The organism is Streptomyces sp. NPDC006516, assembly GCF_040611875.1.
Classification (GTDB): Bacteria; Actinomycetota; Actinomycetes; order Streptomycetales; family Streptomycetaceae; genus Streptomyces.
Window position 1 is genome coordinate 811,727 of the sequence record NZ_JBEXPD010000002.1, and the last position, 17,295, is coordinate 829,021.

The window sequence follows — 17,295 nt, forward strand, 5'->3', positions numbered from 1 at the left end:
ATGCGTCGGCACGGATAGTTATGATCCGTAGCGCTCGGTGGGTATGAACCTGCTGGCTCCATGTGTGCTGCCTGTCCCGACCGTACTGATGGAGGTGAACCGCCGTGGCACTCTCGATTTCGGCGGTGGTGCTGCTGGCGATCGTCGTCTTCCTGCTGATCCGGAAATCCGGACTGAAGGGCGGACACGCGGTGGTCTGCATGTTGCTCGGGTTCTATCTCGCGAGCTCGTCGATCGCACCGACCATCTCGGAGGTGACGTCGAACGTGGCAGGAATGATCGGGGGCATCAAGTTCTGACGGGCGGCCCGGGCGGCCGGGACACCGTGGGGCGGTCCGTGCGGGGGACGGTCTGCTCGTAGGGTGGTCCCATGAAGGACCTTCCCGCCCGCCGTCTGCTCCTGGTGCACGCGCACCCCGACGACGAGTCGATCAACAACGGCGCCACCATGGCCAGGTACGCGGCCGAGGGCGCCCACGTCGCCCTGGTGACCTGCACCCTCGGCGAGGAGGGCGAGGTCATCCCGCCCGGCCTCGCGCACCTGGCAGGGGACCGGGACGGCGGCCTGGGCGACCACCGCGTCGGTGAACTCGCCGCCGCGATGCGGGAGCTCGGGGTGAGCGACCACCGCTTCCTGGGCGGCGCCGGCACCTACCGTGACTCCGGAATGATGGGCACGGAGCAGAACGACCGGCCCGGCGCCTTCTGGTCCGCCGATCTCGACGAGGCCGCCGGGCACCTCGTCGGCGTGATCCGGGCCCTGCGCCCCCAGGTTCTTGTGACCTACGACCCGGACGGGGGCTACGGCCACCCCGACCACATCCAGGCGCACCGCGTCGCGATGCGCGCCGCGGACCTGGCCGCCGACCCCGCCCACGAGGACGGCGCGGCCCCGCACACCGTCGCCAAGATCTACTGGAACCGGGTGCCCCGTTCCGTGGCCGAGGAGGGCTTCGCCAGACTGCGGGAGACCGCACCGGACGCCTTTCCCGGGATCGCGGCGATCGACGACGTACCCGGAGTGGTGGACGACGCGGAGATCACCACGGAGATCGACGGGACCGGCTACGCGGAGGCGAAGACCGCCGCCATGCGGGCACACGCCACCCAGATCGCCGTCGACGGCCCGTTCTTCGCTCTTTCGAACGATCTCGGGCAGCCGGTCTTCACGACCGAGTACTACCAATTGGTGCGGGGCGTCCGTGGCGTGGACCATGGTGAGCGGGAGCGCGACCTCTTCGCGGGCCTGACCGACGCGCCCCTCGCACCGGGAGCACAGACATGAGCAGCAGGCAGAGGCAGCGCGCCTCGTCGCAGTCGCCGCGCACCAACGCCCCGCCCAGGAGCCCCGGTCCCACCGGACTCGCCGCGCCCCCGAACCCCCGGCGTATCCCGATGTACGTCGGCCTCGCGGTGCTCGGCGCGGCCGTCGGGCTCGCGGGCACCCTCGTCCAGGCGGCCCTGTTCCCGGGCGGGTTGCTGCTCGCGCTCGCCGCGTCGGCAGGGCTGTTCTACGGCGGCCGGGTGCTGACCCGTACACAGCTCGGCGCGCTGGTACCGGCCGTCGGCTGGTTCATCGCCGTCGTGCTCCTCCTCGGCGGGCGCCCCGAGGGCGACTTCGTCTTCGGCGCCGAACTCGGCCTCGCGCTCTTCATGCTCGGGGGGATGGCCGCCGCTGTGATGTGTGCCACGATGTCGCGGCTGCCGGATCCGGCCAACGGCACCGGTGGAACCGGCACGTGAGGTGGTATGTCCGCTCCCGGTTGTCCCTCCGCACGGCGGTGGGTGCATCCTTGATTCCCCCGGGCGCGGAGAGTCTTACGGCGGCGGCCAGTATGGTGGTGCGCGCGCCGAGCCGTCCCCTGGCCTGCGGCACGGGGGAAGTACGGGCGGCGGAGCCAATCGGGAGAACCTGCTTTGAGTCGTGAAACTGACAGTTCGTCCTCCGGGCCCCAGGGGCGCGGCGGAGCCGCGTACCCGTCGGGTACGCCGCCGTACGGATCACGCCAGTATCCGTCGCTGCACCCGTCTCAGGAGGGGGCGGAGGGGACTCCGGAGCCTGCGGATCCGCCTCAGCCCGAGGAGCCCAGAACCGAGACGACGCTGACGACGCGCATCCGGATCAACATCCCGGGTTCGCGTCCCATCCCGCCTGTCGTCATGCGTACGCCCATGAGTGAGACCGATCCCACCGGGGGCCGTCCGGCCACCGAGCGGACCGGCAGTACCCCGAGGCCCGGCGCTCCCGTGCCGTCGCCGGCCGGTCCGCCCGGCGGCCCCGGCCCGGAGCCGCGCGACGGTGGTCCCGTCGCCGAGGCGCCGGCCGAGAAGCCCGCGAGGGAGAAGAGCGGCAGCGACTGGTTCGCCCCGCGCAAGGCCCCGGCACCCGCCGCGGGTGCGGCGGCCTCGGGTTCCGCCCCGGGCACGCCCGGCCAGGGCCCCGGTGTTCCGGCCCCGGGCGGCCCCTCGGCCGGTGGGCCCGCTTCCGGTCCCGGGCCGACGCCGCCCCGCACGGACTCGCCGCACTTCCCGGACGGCCCGCAGGGGCCCGGCGGCCCCGGTGGTGCACGCCAGGGCGGCAGCGGCCTCGACGCGCTCGGCGCGGGCGGCCCCGGCGGCCCGCGCCCCACGCCGAACCTCGGTACGAGGCCGCCCGGCGGCCCCGGCCCCTCCGGGCCCACCACCGGCCCGGTCACGGGCAGTTCGGCGCTCACCCCCAACCTCGACGGCTTCCCCGGCGGCAGCCGGCCGGGCCCCTCCGGCGCCCGGCCCGGCGGCCCCGGCGGCGAACCGCCGAGGATGTCGGACGACACCGCCATCCTGACGCCGCAGGCTCCGGCACCCGGCCCGGGTTCCGGCGCGGGCCCGGGTTCCGGTTCCGGCGGGAACGTCTCCGGCGACACGCTCACCAGCGGGATCCCCGTCATCCCGCCGGACTCGCGCGACACCCGCTCCCCGTTCCCCGGCGGTCCAGGCGGGCTGCGGCCCGAGGGCCCCGCGGGCGGCGGACCCGCGGATCCGGGTACGCCGGCCCCCGCGCCCCGGCCCGCGCCCCAGGCCGCCGCGCCCGCCAAGAAGGGCCGCTCCAAGCTGGTCCTCCTGGGCGTGGCCGTCTTCGTACTGCTCGGCGTGGCCTACGGCGCGGGGCTCCTGCTGAACCACTCCGAGGTCCCCAAGGGCACCACCGTGCTCGGCGTCGACATCGGCGGCGGGACCAAGGAGGAGGCGGTCACCAAGCTCGAGGCCGCGCTCGGCAAGCGTGCCCAGGCGCCGCTGCAGCTCTCCGTGGACGGCAAGAAGGAGAAGCTCGCCCCCGAGAAGGCGGGTCTGACCCTGGACAGCCAGGAGACCGTGCGCGGTGCCGCGGGCAGCGACTACAACCCGGTCTCGGTGATCGGCTCCCTGTTCGGCGGGGCGCGCCCCGCCGACCCGGTGATCCCGGTCGACGAGGAGAAGCTCGGGGTCGCGCTGACCGACCTGGCGGGTGTCTCCGGCTCCGCCAGCGACGGCACGATCAAGTTCGAGCCGAACAAGGCCGTTGCCGTACCGGGCAAGCCGGGCAAGTCGCTGGACGTCAACCGGTCGATGATCTCCGTACGCGATGCCTATCGCGCACAGGTGCAGACCGGAGAGCCGGCCGTCGTGGAACTGCCGGTCGCCGCCACCGAACCCACCGTCACCCAGGCCGAACTCGACCGGGCGATGAAGGAGTTCGCCGAGCCCGCGATGTCGGGTCTGGTGACCATCAAGGCCGGGCCCAAGCAGATCGACTTCGGCCCCGCGAGGTCGTTGCCGCAGATCCTGTCCATGAAGCCGGTGGACGGCAAGCTGGTCGCGGTCTACGACAAGAAGGCGATCGAGACCCTGCTCGACGGCGTCTTCGACGGGATCATGATCACCAAGGGCGACGGCAAGCAGTACCCCGTCAGCGCCGACGACGTGGCCCACGCCATGCAGGGCGCGCTGCTCGGCAAGACTCCTGCCGAACGCACCGTCGCGATCGAGCTGAACGGCGAGGGCTGACCGACCTGGCAGCAACCGTACGACGCCGCCCCCGCCCGGACCTTCCCGGGCGGGGGCGGCGCCGTACGGCGGCGGTGTGCGACAGTGCGGGACCATCCATGAGGAGCCGGCCGCGGGGCGGCCCGGGGAGGAGACCGATCGATGTCGACCATGTGGAGTCTGACGATCGACTGCGCGCACCCGAAGTCACTGGCGGCCTTCTGGGCATCGGCGCTGGGGTACGTGGAGAAGCCTCCGCCCGCCGGGTTCGCCGACTGGCAGCAGTGGTTCGCCCACCACGACGTTCCGGAGGAGGAGTGGGACGACGGTGCCTATCTCTGTGATCCGGACGGCCACGGCCCGAACCTGTCCTTCATGAGGGTCCCGGAGCCCAAGACCGTGAAGAACCGGCTGCACCTGGACGTACAGGCGGGCGGCGGCCGTCAGACGCCCTGGGAGATCCGGTGGCCTCGGGTGACCGAGGCGGTCGAGCGGCTGACAGCCGCCGGTGCGACCGTCGTCCGGGAGTACGAGTCACAAGGCCGGCCCGACCACGTCCTCATGGCCGACCCGGAAGGCCACGAGTTCTGCGTGCTCTGAGGACCGGCCGAGCCGCGGGCCGGCCGTGTTGAGGTCCGGGGCTATGGTTCGTGATGCGAACTAATATGGTTCGTGGAGCGAACTATTGGCGCTCGACGGGGGAGTGGGGACACATGAGTCGTGCAGTGGCGGTCATCGGCGGCGGTTACGGGGGAGCCGCCGCGGCGAAGGCGCTGGCCGAGGAGGCCGACGTCGTACTCGTGGAACCCAAGGACGCGTTCGTCCATGCGGCAGGGTCCCTGCGTGCGCTGGTGCAGCCGGACTGGGCGAGCAGCATCTTCTTCCCCTACGGCCGTCTGCTCAGCCGGGGCAGGGTCGTCCAGGGCCGGGCGGCTTCCGTGGATCCCCGTGGGGTCACCCTGGAGTCCGGCGAGCGGATCGAGGCCGATCACCTCGTCCTCGCCACCGGCTCGCGTTACCCCTAGCCGGCCAGGACGGACACCGACGTCTCGGCCGAGGCGCCGGAGCGGCTCCGCGCCCTCGCCGGAGGGTGAGGTGTCCCTGCTGCCGGCGGAGGCGGTGGCCGCGTACAAGGGGGCGGATCTGTTCACGGGGCGCTTCGTGGAACTGTTCGGCACCGCTTGATCGCGCTCACCGAGGGCTCACCGGGCCGGGCGGGGGCGCGGGTGCCCCACTCCGCGCGGCCCGAGTGTGCCGGCGGGAAGCGTTCAGACCTGTTCGCGGGCGGCGGCGGAGGGGCAGTCGTCGGCCTCCATGAAGACCACCGGCACCTCGTTGTCCAGCACCACGCGGGCGAGCAGGTCCGCGAGCACGCTCCGCTCGGCGCCGTCGAGGGAGGCGGGCAGGGCTTCCACCCGCCGGCAGGTCGCGGCGTAGAACTCGTCGACCAGCTCGCGGCCCCGGTCCGTGAGGGCGATCCTGACGGCACGGCCGTCCAGCGGGTCCGGCTCCCGGCGTACGAAACCGTTCTGGGCGGTGCGGTCCACGAGCCCGGTGAGGCTCGACTTGGCGAGCCCCAGCACCGCGCCGAGCTCGCCCATTCCGTACGGCTTGGCCATCAGCACGCAGAGCAACTGGCCCTGCTGGGGGGTCAGTCCGAAGGCGCGGCTCGATTCCGCATAGGCGGCGTTCACCAGGAAGGACGCGCGCACCAACGCGGTCGTGACGCTCATGCGCGCCTCTGCGTTCCGCATGCGGCCAGAATACGGCAGCAGCGATGACACGCCTCGTTCGCGGTACGAATTACCGGAGGGAGGACCTCCGGCGTAGCCTTCGGTGAAATCCTCGGCGGAACCGGGCCTAATTGAGCAGGGCCCTCGCGGCCTGGGCGCGGTGGCGGATGGCTTCCGCCGCCGTCGGCTCGATGCCGTCCACGATCTCGGCGTACTCGTCCATCTCCGCGGCCCCGCGCAGGAACTCCCCGCGCTGTACGAGGAGCTGGGCCCGCTCGTAGCGGAGCCTGGCCGGGTGCGAGGGCAGCAGCAGGGAGAGTTCGAGCGCCCACAGCGCGACGTCGGTGCGCTCGGGGCGTGCCGACGCCCAGGCCCGGATGTTGTTCAGGACCCGCAGCACGGTCTCCAGGGGCCTGGCGGGCACCGGCGCCGAGGTGTCCGGCGGAGCCCCGGTCGCGCCCGTCACCAGCAGATCCGCGTCCTCGCCGGTCAACGGCGCTCCGCCGGCGAAGGGGTCGGCGAGCACCCGCTCGGCCGGGTCGCCGAAGCCGACCACGTAATGACCGGGGAGCGCCAGGCCGTACACGGGTGCGCCGGCCCTGCGCGCGACCTCGATCCAGACGACGGACAGCAGGATGGGCAGCCCTCCGCGCCGCCGCAGCACCTGCTGGAGCACCGAGGAGTCCAGCCGCTGGTAGTCATGGGACGATCCACCGAAACCGCAGCGCTCGCCGAGCAGTTCCGCGAGTGCCGAGGCCCAGGCGCGGGGGCTGCGCGCGCCGTACGGGAGGAGGCCCGCCAGCCGGTCCAGTTCGATCTGCGCCGCGTCGACGCCGTGCGGATCGGGGTCCCCGGCCGTCGCCGGGAACGCCTCCGCGCCCAGCAGGAGACAGAGCAGCGCGAGGTCCGGCCGCTCGGCGCGTGCCTCTTCGGCGAACCGCCGCCGGCGTTCGGCCGTGCCGGGATCATCGGTGCTCATGTGTGACACGTACCCCTGCTGCTGTCTCCGTCACGCGGGCCGGAAGTGGTGGTAACTGTGATGGGTGGCGAAGCCCATGCGCTCGTACAGCGCACCGGCCCCTTCATTGTCCGTCTCGACCTGGAGCCACGCGGCCGAGGCGCCCTCGTCCAGCGCGGTGCGGGCCAGGGCCGCCATGACGGCCGTCGCGAGGCCCCGGCGGCGGTACTCGGGACCGACCTCGACGGCCATGAAGCCCGCCCAGCGGCCGTCGACCACGCAGCGCCCGATCGCGCCCGGCGATCCCGCCGGGTCATCGCCCGGCACGGAGGCGAACCACACCGACGGGCCGCTGTTCAGCACCTTCAGCACGTGGGGCCCCGGGGTCTCGAAGCGCTGGTAGCGCGAGAGCCACGCGTCGTCCGTCGTGCGGGACACGCGTACGGCGGTGACGTCCGCGTCCAGGTCCCCGATCGGCGCCAGCGCCGCGATCCGGAGGTCGGCCGTCACCTCGCGGCGCCACCCGTGCTCCTCCAGGCCGGAGCACAGCAGCTCCTGCGTGCCCTCGGCGCCCGTCGCGGTCTGGACGTAGGCGGGCAGGCCGCGTTCGCCGTACCAGCGGCGGACCCGTTCGAGCGCGTCGCCGAGCGGGAGCCCCGGATCGCCGAGCGGCAGCACCGAGTTGGCGCGGCGGGTGAATCCGGCCGAAGCGCGCAGCCGCCACTCGCCCAGCGTCTCGCTCTCCACGGGCTGCCAGGCGCGCGCGGCGACCAGGGAGAGTTCCCGGAAGGACGCGGCCGGCCCCCGACGGCGAGCGGGCGCGGGCGGCACCACCTTGCCCGCCACCAGCGAGGATTCCGCGATGTGGACGCTCTCGCCGTTCTTCGTCGTGACGGAGAGCACTCCGGCGTCCCACGATGTGAGAACGCCGACCGTGTCGGTGAACTTGGCGCTCCGGCCGGGGGCCTCGACGGCGCGCCGGATCGAGACGCGTTTACCCACGTCAGCAGCTGTCATGCGAACCTCGAGCTGTCCGCCCATGGTGAATTCCACAGCTCTGTACGCCCCTCCTGTTCGGATCGTGCCCCGGAACGGAGATACTAGGTGGCGGGCATCGACGACGCCGCGCTCCCGCGCGAGAGCCAACGCCCTACCGAGGAGGAACGACAGCGTGACCTACGTCATCGCGCAGCCTTGTGTCGACGTGAAGGACAAGGCCTGCATCGAAGAGTGCCCCGTCGACTGCATCTACGAGGGCTCACGGTCCTTGTACATCCATCCGGACGAATGCGTCGACTGCGGAGCCTGTGAGCCGGTCTGCCCGGTCGAGGCCATCTTCTACGAGGACGACACCCCGGAGGAGTGGAAGGACTACTACAAGGCCAACGTCGAGTTCTTCGACGACCTCGGCTCGCCGGGTGGTGCGTCCAAGCTGGGTCTCATCGAGCGCGACCACGCGTTCATCGCCGCGCTGCCGCCGCAGAACCAGTAGCGGCGGCCGCACGAGCGCCGCCCGGTCCCGTACGGCTCGTCACCGTACGGGACCGACGTGTTTCCGGCAGCCATGCCCCCGTACGAGAAAGCAGAGTTCCGTGTCCGCAGCAGTTCCCGTGTCGTCCCGTCTCCCCGTCTTCCCCTGGGACAAGCTCGCGCCCTACAAGGCGACGGCCGTCGCCCATCCGGACGGTCTCGTGGACCTGTCCGTCGGCACGCCGGTCGACCCGGTGCCCGAGCTGATCCAGCGGGCGCTGGTCGCCGCTGCCGACAGCCCGGGCTATCCGACGGTGTGGGGGACCGAGGCGCTGCGTGATGCCCTGACCGGATGGGTGGAGCGCCGGCTCGGCGCGGCGGGCGTCCGGCACGAGAACGTGCTGCCCGTCGTCGGCTCCAAGGAACTGGTCGCCTGGCTGCCCACGCAGCTCGGCCTCGGCGCGGGCGACAAGGTGGCCTACCCCCGCCTCGCCTACCCGACGTACGAGGTCGGCGCCCGGCTCTGCGGCGCCGAGCCCGTCGTCTACGACGACCCGACGGAGCTGGACCCCGAAGGGCTCAAGCTGCTCTGGCTCAACTCCCCGTCCAACCCGACGGGCCGGGTGCTCCCGCAGGACGAGCTGACCCGGATCGTCGCCTGGGCGCGCGAGCACGGGGTGCTGGTCTTCAGCGACGAGTGCTACCTGGAGCTCGGCTGGGAGGCGGAGCCCGTCTCCGTGCTTCACGAGGACGTCTGCGGCGGGACGTACGACGGCATCGTGGCCGTCCACTCGCTCTCCAAGCGTTCCAACCTTGCCGGATACCGCGCGGCCTTCGTCGCCGGAGACGCGGCGGTGCTCGGCGAACTGCTCCAGATCCGTAAGCACGGCGGGATGATGACCCCGGCCCCCGTCCAGGCGGCCACGGTCGCGGCCCTGGGCGACGACACGCACGTGGCGGAGCAGCGTGAGCGCTACGCGCGGCGCCGTACGGTGCTGCGTGCCGCGCTGGAGGCCCACGGCTTCCGGATCGAGCACAGCGAGGCCAGCCTGTACCTCTGGGCCACGCGGGACGAGCCGTGCTGGGAGACCGTGGCGCATCTGGCCGAGCTCGGCATCCTGGTGGCGCCGGGCGACTTCTACGGTCCCGCCGGGGACCGCTTCGTGCGGGTGGCGCTGACGGCCACGGACGAGCGGGTGGACGCGGCGGTCAAGCGGCTTTCGTAGAGCTGCCGCGGGGGCGAGCCGGGGTGCCCGCCCGCAGACGCGCCGAGGGGCCTCGGGAGTGCGCACTCCCGAGGCCCCTTCGTGTCCGTGCGGCACGCGTGCCGGTGGATCAGCCGATCGGCAGGCCCTTGGCCGGCAGGCTGTCGGAGGCCAGCTCGCCGTCGGTCACGGTGCCGGCCTTCTCCAGGGTCTTGCCCGCGGCGGGCAGGGTCGTGCCGACCACCTTGCCGCCGGTCTCGTTCGCGACCTCGGAGCCCTGCTTCGCGGTGGAGTCCACCGTGCTGCTGAGACCGGCGCCGTCGAGCGAGGTGAGGCCGCCGAGCGCGGGCGTCTGCGGCAGCCCCGCGGCACCCGCGGCACCGGCCGCGCCGACCACGGGGGCCGCACCCGCGGCGATCAGCAGCGCGGCACGGGCGATCCGACGGGTCAGGGGGAGGGACATGATGCTCCTTCGGCGGGACGTCGACAGTGTCGTGGCAGATGTGGAACCTGCCTGTCCGGTTGGTCGGACGCACTGAACAACAGGTCGGGGGGCGGGGAAGGTTGCGGGGCACCGAGGTAAAGAGTCGGTAATGCGTCAGATAATCCGCAATGGAGGAACCCGGGCGAACGGGGCATGTGCCGAAGGCCTGATGAACCGTCACTTCCCTTTGGGTATAAGGAAATTCAGGGATCGGTGAGGGCTGGAGATCGGCCGCTCGCGCCGTGGTTCGGGGCAGCGGTGTACGGCCCGTACGGATGACGGGCCGTACTACTGAGCGAGCCGCATTCGGACGGTGCCGCGGGCCGATTCCGAGCGCTCGGTGCGCCAGCCCGTGTCACTGGTCCATGTCCGGCCGTCGTACGAGACCTCCTCGATCCGCAGCGTGCCGGCCCGGGCGACCGCCCAGTGGGCGAGCTCCCAGCCGCGCCGGGAGGCCGAATCGTCCCCGGCCCGCACGGGCACCGACACCGTGTTCGCGGCAGCGGCGCCCGCCGACCTCGTGGAGGGCAGGACGTCCTTGCCGAAGGCGCGCACCAGGTCCGCCCGCACCTCGGCCGCGTCCCCCGGGCCCGCGCCCGGCTCCGTCGACAGCGAGCAGGTCAGCGAGGCGGGCGCGCGCCCGGTCAGGGCGGCGGACAGCAGCGTGGCGTCCGGCTCGTGCTTGGCGTAGGCCTGCGGGAAGCCGCTCTTCTGGACCCGCTGGGCCGCGACGGTCAGCGGCAGCCGCGAGTAGCCGGGGACCTCGGCGAGGTGCTCGTAGAACTTCCCGGACGAATAGACCGGGTCCATGATCTGGTTCGGTGTTCCCCAGCCCTGCGAAGGGCGCTGCTGGAAGAGCCCGAGCGAGTCCCGGTCGCCGTGGTCGATGTTGCGCAGGGCGGACTCCTGGAGAGCGGTCGCCAGCGCGATCGTCACCGCGCGCTCCGGCAGCCCGCGGGTCATGCCCACCGCGGAGATCGTCGCGGCGTTGGCGGCCTGGTCGGGAGCCAGCTCGTACGTGCGTCCCCCGCCCCCGTCGGCCGGGCCCACGGTGCAGCGGGGAGCGCCCTTGTGGCCGGAGAGGTACTGCACGGCCAGATAGCCGGCCAGGGCCACGAGCACGGCGAAGGCGGCCATGACTCGGAAGAGGAGGCTGCGGCGGGGAGCGGAGGTGGTCCGGGGCACGGGGCCCACCGTACTGGAGGGTACGACGGGGGCCGAGACCGAAGTCCCTTAGGCTCGTGACCATGGATGGACACTCGCTCGACCTCGCACTGGACGGCCCGGCGCTCACCGCCCGGCTGGTCGACTTCCCGTCGGTCAGCGGGCAGGAGAAGGACCTCGCCGACGCCATCGAGGCGGCCCTGCGCCCGCTGCCGCATCTGACCGTCGACCGCCACGGCAACAACATCGTGGCCAGGACGGACCTCGGCCGTGCCGAGCGCGTCGTGCTGGCGGGGCACATCGACACCGTCCCGATCGCGGACAACGTGCCGTCCAGGCTCGACGACGACGGGGTGCTGTGGGGATGCGGGAGCTCCGACATGAAGTCGGGCGTCGCCGTCCAGCTGCGGATCGCGGCGACCGTGCCGGAGCCCAACCGCGACCTCACCTTCATCTTCTACGACAACGAAGAGGTCGCCGCCCACCTGAACGGCCTCGGACACGTGGCCGAGGCGCACCCGGAGTGGCTCGCGGCGGACTTCGCCGTCCTCCTGGAGGGCTCCAACGGTGAGGTCGAGGGCGGCTGCCAGGGCACGCTCCGCGTCCATCTGCGCTTCAAGGGCGAGCGGGCCCACTCCGCTCGCGGCTGGATGGGGTCCAACGCGATCCACGCGACCGCCCCGGCACTGGCCCGGCTGGCCGCGTACGAGCCGCGCCGCCCGGTGATCGACGGGCTGGAGTACCACGAGGGGCTCAACGCCGTGGGCATCGAGGGCGGCGTCGCCACCAACGTCATCCCGGACGCCTGCACCCTGGTCGTCAACTACCGCTACGCCCCGGACATCACGGCCGAGCAGGCCGAGGCGCACGTCCAGGCGGTCTTCGCGGACTGCGGCGTCGACGAGTTCGTCGTGGACGACCACACCGGCGCCGCGATGCCGGGTCTCTCGCACCCCGCTGCCAAGGCCTTCATGGAGGCGGTCGGTGGCGTCGCGCGGCCCAAGTTCGGCTGGACGGACGTGGCCCGGTTCGGCTCCCTGGGCGTCCCCGCCGTGAACTACGGTCCGGGCGACCCCCTCTTCGCCCACAAGCGGGACGAGCACGTGCGGGTCGAGCGGATCACGCACTGCGAGGAGCGTCTGCGCTCCTGGCTCACCAGCTGACTCACGGCATTCCCCTGCACGTAACCTCCGCCGATCTACGCTGAAGCGACACACGCACACGCAGGTCGGCGGAGGGAGCAGGTCATGGGCAACCCGGAGGACGCACGGATCCCCGAGGGCGCGCAGATTCCCGAGGGTGCGGTGAAGCCCGAGGAACAGCGGCTGGGCCCGGTTCTGCGTCGCAGGGACCAGGTCCAGCCGGGCACGACCGATCAGAGGCTGCTGGACTCCGAGGGCGACTCCGAATGGGTCCACACCGACCCCTGGCGGGTCATGCGGATCCAGTCGGAGTTCGTCGAGGGCTTCGGCGCGCTGGCGGAACTGCCCAGCGCCATCAGCGTCTTCGGCTCCGCGCGCACCCCGGCGGGCGGGCCTGACTACGAGGCGGGCGTACGGATCGGCAGGGCGCTCGTCGAGGCGGGATTCGCCGTCATCACGGGTGGCGGCCCAGGGGCGATGGAGGCGGCGAACAAGGGGGCCCGGGAGGCCAAGGGCGTCTCCGTGGGGCTCGGCATCGAGCTGCCGTTCGAGTCGGGGCTGAACCCCCACGTCGACATCGGCGTCAACTTCCGCTACTTCTTCGTGCGCAAGACGATGTTCGTGAAGTACGCGCAGGGCTTCGTCGTCCTGCCGGGCGGCCTGGGCACCCTGGACGAGCTCTTCGAGGCCCTGACCCTGGTGCAGACGGGCAAGGTGACGCGTTTCCCGATCGTCCTGTTCGGCACGGCCTACTGGGGCGGCCTGGTGGACTGGCTGCGGGACACGGTGGTGGCGGGGGGCAAGGCGTCCGAGCGGGACCTCATGCTGTTCCACGTCACGGACGACGTGGACGAGGCGGTCCGGCTGGTGACGAAGGAGGTCGGCCGGTAGAGGCCCTTCACCCGGACCCGCCTCCCGGCCACCGCAGGACCCGGGAGGCGGGTCCTGCGCCGTACCCGGGCGCCGGCCCGCCGCGCCGTCCGGCGCCGGGCCTAGGCCAGCCCCCGGCGCGCCACGGCCGGCGCGCGGTGGCCCGCGATGGACGCCACCATGTCCAGGACCTGCCGGGTCTCGGCGACCTCGTGCACCCGGTAGACGCGCGCACCCAGCCACGCGGACACGGCCGTCGTCGCGAGCGTGCCGAGCACGCGCTCCTTCACCGGCTTGTCCAGCGTCTCTCCCACGAAGTCCTTGTTGGAGAGGGAGACCAGGACCGGCCAGCCCGTGGCCGCCATCTCCTCCAGCCGGCGTGTCGCCTCCAGCGAGTGCCGGGTGTTCTTCCCGAAATCGTGCCCGGGGTCGATCATGATGCCGTCCGGGCGGACCCCGAGCTCCACCGCCCGCTCCGCCAGGCCCACGGTCACCCGCAGGATGTCCGCCATGACGTCGTCGTACGTCACCCGGTGAGGGCGTGTACGCGGTTCCGCGCCGCCCGCGTGGGTGCACACGAGCCCCGCTCCGTGGCGTGCCGCCACCTCCGCCAGCTTCGGGTCGACGCCGCCCCACGCGTCGTTCAGCAGGTCCGCCCCCGCCTCGCAGACCGCATCGCCCACGTCGTGCCGCCAGGTGTCCACGCTGATCACCACGTCGGGGTGGCGGCGGCGCACCTCGGCGACGAAGCCCACCGTGCGGCGTGCCTCCTCCTGCGCCGTCACCTCCTCGCCGGGGCCCGCCTTCACCCCGCCGATGTCGATGATCGCGGCGCCCTCGGCCACCGCCTGCTCGACGCGGGAGAGCGCGGGCTCGTCGCGGAACGTCGCTCCCTGGTCGTAGAAGGAATCGGGAGTCCGGTTCACGATCGCCATGATCACCGGCTCGTTCGGCCCGAATTCCCGCCGCCCCAGCCTGAGCGCACCGCTTCGCATCCCTGGTTCCTCCTGTAGCTCGCCTGCGCCTGCGACCCTAACTGTCGGTGCCGCATGGCACGATCTGACCCGGACAGGTATGCCGCTCCCGAGGAGATGAACGTGTTCTGGTTCTTGCTGCTCACGATGGCCGTGGTGGTGGCCGCGGTCACGCTTGCGGTGGTCGGTGGAGGCACGAGCGCGGTGTTGCAGGAGGTCGAGCCGGAGCGGCTCACCGACCCGCTGCCCGCGAACCGCCCTGTCGGCCGTGCCGACATCGAGGCGATGAGGCTGCCGATGTCCGTGCGCGGCTACCGCATGGCGGACGTGGACGAGGCGCTCGACAGGCTGGGCGCCGAACTCGCCGAGCGGGACGCCCACATCGCCGAGCTGGAGTCGGCGCTGGCCGGGGCCCAGGCGAGCGCGGTGACGGGGCCCGACCTGTTCAAACGGCCCGGTGAGCCGCTCACCGGGGAGAGCGGCAAGCCGAGGGACGAGGAGGACGGGCGATGAGCGGGGCCGAACCCGCCGCGGACGGCCGCCCGCGCTGCCCGTGGGGCCTGTCCACGGAGGACTACCTCGCCTATCACGACACCGAGTGGGGCCGCCCCGTCCACGGTGACGACCAGCTCTTCGAACGGCTCTGCCTGGAGGCGTTCCAGTCCGGGCTCTCGTGGCTGACGATCCTTCGCCGGCGCGAAGGCTTCCGCAGCGCCTTCGCCGGGTTCAAGATCTCCGCGGTGGCGGCGTTCACCGACGCCGACAAGGAGCGGCTCCTCGCCGACGCCGGGATCATCCGCAACCGCGCCAAGATCGACGCCACGCTCGCCAACGCCGAGGTGCTGGCCGGCTGGGGCGAGGGAGAGCTGGACGCGCTGATCTGGTCGTACGCCCCGGACCCGGCGACCCGGCCCGCCCCGCGCACACTCGCCGACGTCCCCGCTGTCACCCCGGAGTCCACGGCGCTGGCCAAGGAGCTGAAGAAGCGGTCCATCCGCTTCGTCGGCCCCACCACCGCCTACGCCCTGATGCAGGCCTGCGGCCTGGTCGACGACCATCTCGCCGACTGCGTGGCCCGGGGCGGGCGCTGAGGGTCCTCCGACGCCCCTACCTGCCCAGGTACTTCGGCGGCTGCTTGGCCAGGAAGGCCTCGACCGCGATGGTGTGGTCCTGCGACGCGCCCGCCTTCGTCTGGAGTTCGTCCTCCTTCTCCAGGGTCTCGGAGAGCGTGTGCCCCGCGCCGTAGGCCACGGACGCCTTCAGCGCCGCGTACGCCACCGTCGGTCCGTCCGCCAGCGCGCGGGCCACGGTGCGGGCCTCCGCCGCCAGATCGGCCGCCGGCACCACCTTGTTCGCGATGCCCAGCTCGTACGCCTCCTGGGCGGAGATCGAACGCGGGAAGAACAGCAGGTCCGTCGCCCGGCTCGCACCGATCAGCCGGGGCAGCGTCCAGGAGACGCCCGAGTCGGCCGTCAGCGCCACGCCCGCGAAGGACGTGTTGAAGGCGGCGGTGTCGGCGACCACGCGGTAGTCGGCGGCGAGCGCGAAGCCGAAGCCCGCCCCGGCGGCGACCCCGTTGACCCCCGCGACCACCGGCTTCTCCATCTCGGTGATCGCCCGCACGATGGGGTTGTAGTGCTCCCGTACGGTGCTCAGCGCGTTGCCGGTGCCCGACGCGCTCGCCTCGGCCAGCTTGGAGACGTGCTCCTTGAGATCCTGGCCGACGCAGAAGGCGCGCCCGGTGGCGGTCAGCAGAACCGCCCGCACCGCGGGGTCCTCCGCGACCGCCAGCAGCGAATCGCGGAGCGCGACCTTGGCCGCCGTGTTCATGGCGTTCATCGCGTCGGGGCGGTTGATCGTGATCGTCGCGAGCCCGTCGCTCACTTCCGTGAGCACGGTGTCGGCCAGGTCGGCCATCGCTGGGTCTCCTTAGGGCTCCGGCATTGTGCCTGTCCAGGCAAGCATGGCTGACTTCCGGCGGGCCGGACATGTGACCTGCGTCTAACGATTGGCTCTCGGCTGAGGGCCGGGGGTGGCGCAGTATCGCAGCCGGATCGCCTAATTGGGGTGTTTTGGGAAAGCGCGTTGCGCAAGCGATGCCGAGCGATGTTGGTCATCGGGGTCTTCGATGCGGGATAATGCGGAGGAAGCATTGTGTTCGACGCCGGTGAGGCAGCGCCTGTCATGGGGCCGCCGGCTGCGATGAGCTGGTTTCAGGAAGGGGAACGAGCATGGCGGCCATGAAGCCGCGGACGGGCGACGGCCCGCTCGAGGTGACAAAGGAGGGGCGGGGCATCGTCATGCGCGTTCCGCTCGAAGGCGGCGGTCGGCTTGTCGTCGAGCTGACTCCGGACGAGGCCGACGCACTTGGCGACGCACTCAAGCAGGTCGTCGGCTGAGGCGCAGGCGCCCACACTTCACCACTGCCCCGGCACGGACTCCGTGCCGGGGCAGTGGCGTACCGGGGTGTGTCCAGGGCCGCTCCCGCGAGGGCCGGCCGGGCGGAGGCGGAGAGGCCGGCGGCCGGTCAGCCGCGCCGCACCGCGCACAGCAGGCCGTCGCCCACCGGGAGCAGGGTCGCCATGAGCTCCTGGCTCTCGCGTACCGCCCGCAGCAGCTCACGCAGGCGCAGCACCTCGGCCGGCTGCGCCGCGGAGTCGATGGTGCGGCCGTCGGCGAAGACGCCCTCGAAGCAGACCAGGCCGCCCGGTCGTAGCAGGCGCAACGATTCAGCGAGGCAGTCGAGACTCTCGAGCCGGTCACCGTCGCAGAAGACGAGGTCGTATCCGCCGTCCGCGAGCCGCGGCAGCACGTCGAGGGCACGCCCGGGGATGAAGCGGGCCCGGTTGGTGGCGAAACCGGCCGCGCGGAACGCCTCCCGGGCGAACTGCTGGCGCTCGGGCTCCGGATCGACGGTGGTCAGTACGCCGTCCGGACGCATGCCCTGCAAAAGATAGATCCCGGACACGCCGGTCCCCGTGCCGATCTCGGCGACCGCCTTGGCGTCCGCGGTGGCGGCGAGCAGACGCAGAGCCGCGCCGGTGCCTGAGGACACCGGGCGGAGCCCTGACTCCTGGGCCCGGTCCCGCGCCCAGAGCAGAGCTTCTTCCTCGGCCACAAAGGCGTCGGCGAATGCCCAGCTCGTCTGCCGGTTGGCGGTAATGACCCTCTCCTGTCCCCGTAGTTCGCGCAACGGTGACTGTATCCGCTGGACCCGGGAACCCGCAGATGGGACCAGGCGTTAGAAGGGGGTGGAGGACAACGGCTGGACCGGCCCCTCGGGCCTGGCCCGG

21 protein-coding genes are annotated in these 17,295 nt (G+C 72.3%); 13 read left to right on the forward strand and 8 right to left on the reverse strand.

Annotated elements, in window-relative coordinates:
- The first annotated feature begins 104 nt into the window (after window positions 1-104).
- The 6 genes from ABZY45_RS09865 (at window position 105) to ABZY45_RS09890 (ending at window position 5,027) form a co-directional block, all read left to right on the forward strand.
- Window positions 105-299: a hypothetical protein gene (locus ABZY45_RS09865; RefSeq protein WP_014154257.1), complete on the forward strand. Its 195-nt coding sequence runs from the start codon at window positions 105-107 to the stop codon at window positions 297-299.
- A 71-nt stretch (window positions 300-370) separates the two neighbouring features.
- A complete protein-coding gene (gene mshB / locus ABZY45_RS09870) occupies window positions 371-1,285 on the forward strand; it encodes an N-acetyl-1-D-myo-inositol-2-amino-2-deoxy-alpha-D-glucopyranoside deacetylase (protein ID WP_356737940.1) in 915 nt (304 codons plus the stop codon).
- Entirely contained in the window at window positions 1,282-1,743 is a 462-nt protein-coding gene (locus tag ABZY45_RS09875) for a DUF6113 family protein (protein WP_356737942.1), read from the forward strand. The genes mshB and ABZY45_RS09875 overlap by 4 nt, the downstream gene beginning before the upstream one ends.
- A 429-nt stretch (window positions 1,744-2,172) precedes the next feature.
- A complete protein-coding gene (locus ABZY45_RS09880; protein WP_356737944.1) occupies window positions 2,173-4,023 on the forward strand; it encodes a hypothetical protein in 1,851 nt (616 codons plus the stop codon).
- 141 nt (window positions 4,024-4,164) lie between these two features.
- Complete coding sequence (locus ABZY45_RS09885; protein ID WP_356737946.1) at window positions 4,165-4,602, forward strand: VOC family protein; 438 nt, start codon at window positions 4,165-4,167, stop codon at window positions 4,600-4,602.
- Window positions 4,603-4,715: 113 nt separating this feature from the next.
- Complete coding sequence (locus ABZY45_RS09890; protein WP_356737948.1) at window positions 4,716-5,027, forward strand: FAD-dependent oxidoreductase; 312 nt, start codon at window positions 4,716-4,718, stop codon at window positions 5,025-5,027.
- Between the two features lie 243 nt (window positions 5,028-5,270).
- On the opposite strand, the gene ABZY45_RS09895 is transcribed toward ABZY45_RS09890, so the two are convergent.
- From ABZY45_RS09895 to ABZY45_RS09905, 3 genes are all read right to left on the reverse strand, one after another.
- Entirely contained in the window at window positions 5,271-5,735 is a 465-nt protein-coding gene (locus ABZY45_RS09895; protein WP_356738764.1) for a MarR family transcriptional regulator, read from the reverse strand.
- A 127-nt stretch (window positions 5,736-5,862) separates the two neighbouring features.
- Window positions 5,863-6,714, reverse strand: a complete 852-nt coding sequence (locus ABZY45_RS09900) for a transglutaminase-like domain-containing protein (protein WP_356737950.1) — start codon at window positions 6,712-6,714, stop codon at window positions 5,863-5,865.
- 30 nt (window positions 6,715-6,744) lie between these two features.
- Window positions 6,745-7,746, reverse strand: a complete 1,002-nt coding sequence (locus ABZY45_RS09905) for a GNAT family N-acetyltransferase (RefSeq protein ID WP_356737952.1) — start codon at window positions 7,744-7,746, stop codon at window positions 6,745-6,747.
- 118 nt (window positions 7,747-7,864) lie between these two features.
- Here ABZY45_RS09905 and fdxA point away from each other — a divergent pair, with 118 nt between their 5' ends.
- Both fdxA and ABZY45_RS09915 read left to right on the forward strand, forming a co-directional pair.
- Window positions 7,865-8,185, forward strand: coding sequence for a ferredoxin (gene fdxA / locus ABZY45_RS09910; RefSeq protein ID WP_014154250.1), 321 nt, complete (start codon window positions 7,865-7,867; stop codon window positions 8,183-8,185).
- Between the two features lie 100 nt (window positions 8,186-8,285).
- Window positions 8,286-9,389, forward strand: a complete 1,104-nt coding sequence (locus ABZY45_RS09915) for a bifunctional succinyldiaminopimelate transaminase/glutamate-prephenate aminotransferase (RefSeq protein ID WP_356737954.1) — start codon at window positions 8,286-8,288, stop codon at window positions 9,387-9,389.
- 109 nt (window positions 9,390-9,498) lie between these two features.
- On the opposite strand, the gene ABZY45_RS09920 is transcribed toward ABZY45_RS09915, so the two are convergent.
- Both ABZY45_RS09920 and ABZY45_RS09925 read right to left on the reverse strand, forming a co-directional pair.
- On the reverse strand, window positions 9,499-9,831 hold the full coding sequence (locus ABZY45_RS09920; RefSeq protein ID WP_356737956.1) for an ATP-binding protein: 333 nt from the start codon (window positions 9,829-9,831) through the stop codon (window positions 9,499-9,501).
- Between the two features lie 309 nt (window positions 9,832-10,140).
- Window positions 10,141-11,037, reverse strand: a complete 897-nt coding sequence (locus ABZY45_RS09925; RefSeq protein WP_356737958.1) for a hypothetical protein — start codon at window positions 11,035-11,037, stop codon at window positions 10,141-10,143.
- A 62-nt stretch (window positions 11,038-11,099) separates the two neighbouring features.
- On the opposite strand from ABZY45_RS09925, the gene dapE reads away from it, so the two are divergent.
- Complete coding sequence (gene dapE, locus ABZY45_RS09930; protein ID WP_356737960.1) at window positions 11,100-12,179, forward strand: succinyl-diaminopimelate desuccinylase; 1,080 nt, start codon at window positions 11,100-11,102, stop codon at window positions 12,177-12,179.
- An 84-nt stretch (window positions 12,180-12,263) separates the two neighbouring features.
- Window positions 12,264-13,049, forward strand: coding sequence for a TIGR00730 family Rossman fold protein (locus ABZY45_RS09935; RefSeq protein ID WP_356737962.1), 786 nt, complete (start codon window positions 12,264-12,266; stop codon window positions 13,047-13,049).
- A gap of 101 nt (window positions 13,050-13,150) precedes the next feature.
- Here ABZY45_RS09935 and folP read toward each other — a convergent pair whose 3' ends face one another.
- On the reverse strand, window positions 13,151-14,023 hold the full coding sequence (folP, locus tag ABZY45_RS09940) for a dihydropteroate synthase (RefSeq protein ID WP_356737964.1): 873 nt from the start codon (window positions 14,021-14,023) through the stop codon (window positions 13,151-13,153).
- A 96-nt stretch (window positions 14,024-14,119) separates the two neighbouring features.
- On the opposite strand from folP, the gene ABZY45_RS09945 reads away from it, so the two are divergent.
- Window positions 14,120-14,515 carry a DivIVA domain-containing protein gene (locus ABZY45_RS09945; protein WP_356738766.1) on the forward strand — a complete coding sequence of 132 codons (396 nt, stop codon included), beginning with the start codon at window positions 14,120-14,122 and terminating at the stop codon, window positions 14,513-14,515.
- Window positions 14,512-15,093, forward strand: a complete 582-nt coding sequence (locus tag ABZY45_RS09950; RefSeq protein ID WP_356737966.1) for a DNA-3-methyladenine glycosylase I — start codon at window positions 14,512-14,514, stop codon at window positions 15,091-15,093. The genes ABZY45_RS09945 and ABZY45_RS09950 overlap by 4 nt, the downstream gene beginning before the upstream one ends.
- Before the next feature lie 16 nt (window positions 15,094-15,109).
- Here ABZY45_RS09950 and ABZY45_RS09955 read toward each other — a convergent pair whose 3' ends face one another.
- The gene (locus ABZY45_RS09955; protein ID WP_356737968.1) at window positions 15,110-15,919 is read right to left on the reverse strand and encodes an enoyl-CoA hydratase-related protein; all 810 of its coding nucleotides are present in this window, start codon (window positions 15,917-15,919) and stop codon (window positions 15,110-15,112) included.
- 314 nt (window positions 15,920-16,233) lie between these two features.
- Between ABZY45_RS09955 and ABZY45_RS09960 the strand changes: the two genes are divergently transcribed.
- Window positions 16,234-16,401, forward strand: a complete 168-nt coding sequence (locus ABZY45_RS09960; protein WP_018105485.1) for a DUF3117 domain-containing protein — start codon at window positions 16,234-16,236, stop codon at window positions 16,399-16,401.
- A 128-nt stretch (window positions 16,402-16,529) separates the two neighbouring features.
- Here ABZY45_RS09960 and ABZY45_RS09965 read toward each other — a convergent pair whose 3' ends face one another.
- Window positions 16,530-17,195, reverse strand: coding sequence for an O-methyltransferase (locus tag ABZY45_RS09965; RefSeq protein ID WP_145803469.1), 666 nt, complete (start codon window positions 17,193-17,195; stop codon window positions 16,530-16,532).
- Window positions 17,196-17,295: the final 100 nt, after the last annotated feature.

Excerpts from the sequence above, each read along its gene's own strand:
- mshB (WP_356737940.1), top strand. The coding sequence starts at position 371 with ATGAAGGACCTTCCCGCCCGCCGTCTGCTCCTGGTGCACGCGCACCCC.
- ABZY45_RS09875 (WP_356737942.1), top strand. The coding sequence starts at position 1,282 with ATGAGCAGCAGGCAGAGGCAGCGCGCCTCGTCGCAGTCGCCGCGCACC.
- ABZY45_RS09880 (WP_356737944.1), top strand. The coding sequence starts at position 2,173 with ATGAGTGAGACCGATCCCACCGGGGGCCGTCCGGCCACCGAGCGGACC.
- ABZY45_RS09885 (WP_356737946.1), top strand. The coding sequence starts at position 4,165 with ATGTCGACCATGTGGAGTCTGACGATCGACTGCGCGCACCCGAAGTCA.
- ABZY45_RS09890 (WP_356737948.1), top strand. The coding sequence starts at position 4,716 with ATGAGTCGTGCAGTGGCGGTCATCGGCGGCGGTTACGGGGGAGCCGCC.
- ABZY45_RS09895 (WP_356738764.1), bottom strand. The coding sequence starts at position 5,735 with ATGAGCGTCACGACCGCGTTGGTGCGCGCGTCCTTCCTGGTGAACGCC.
- ABZY45_RS09900 (WP_356737950.1), bottom strand. The coding sequence starts at position 6,714 with ATGAGCACCGATGATCCCGGCACGGCCGAACGCCGGCGGCGGTTCGCC.
- ABZY45_RS09920 (WP_356737956.1), bottom strand. The coding sequence starts at position 9,831 with ATGTCCCTCCCCCTGACCCGTCGGATCGCCCGTGCCGCGCTGCTGATC.
- dapE (WP_356737960.1), top strand. The coding sequence starts at position 11,100 with ATGGATGGACACTCGCTCGACCTCGCACTGGACGGCCCGGCGCTCACC.
- ABZY45_RS09935 (WP_356737962.1), top strand. The coding sequence starts at position 12,264 with ATGGGCAACCCGGAGGACGCACGGATCCCCGAGGGCGCGCAGATTCCC.
- folP (WP_356737964.1), bottom strand. The coding sequence starts at position 14,023 with ATGCGAAGCGGTGCGCTCAGGCTGGGGCGGCGGGAATTCGGGCCGAAC.
- ABZY45_RS09945 (WP_356738766.1), top strand. The coding sequence starts at position 14,120 with ATGAACGTGTTCTGGTTCTTGCTGCTCACGATGGCCGTGGTGGTGGCC.
- ABZY45_RS09950 (WP_356737966.1), top strand. The coding sequence starts at position 14,512 with ATGAGCGGGGCCGAACCCGCCGCGGACGGCCGCCCGCGCTGCCCGTGG.
- ABZY45_RS09955 (WP_356737968.1), bottom strand. The coding sequence starts at position 15,919 with ATGGCCGACCTGGCCGACACCGTGCTCACGGAAGTGAGCGACGGGCTC.
- ABZY45_RS09960 (WP_018105485.1), top strand. The coding sequence starts at position 16,234 with ATGGCGGCCATGAAGCCGCGGACGGGCGACGGCCCGCTCGAGGTGACA.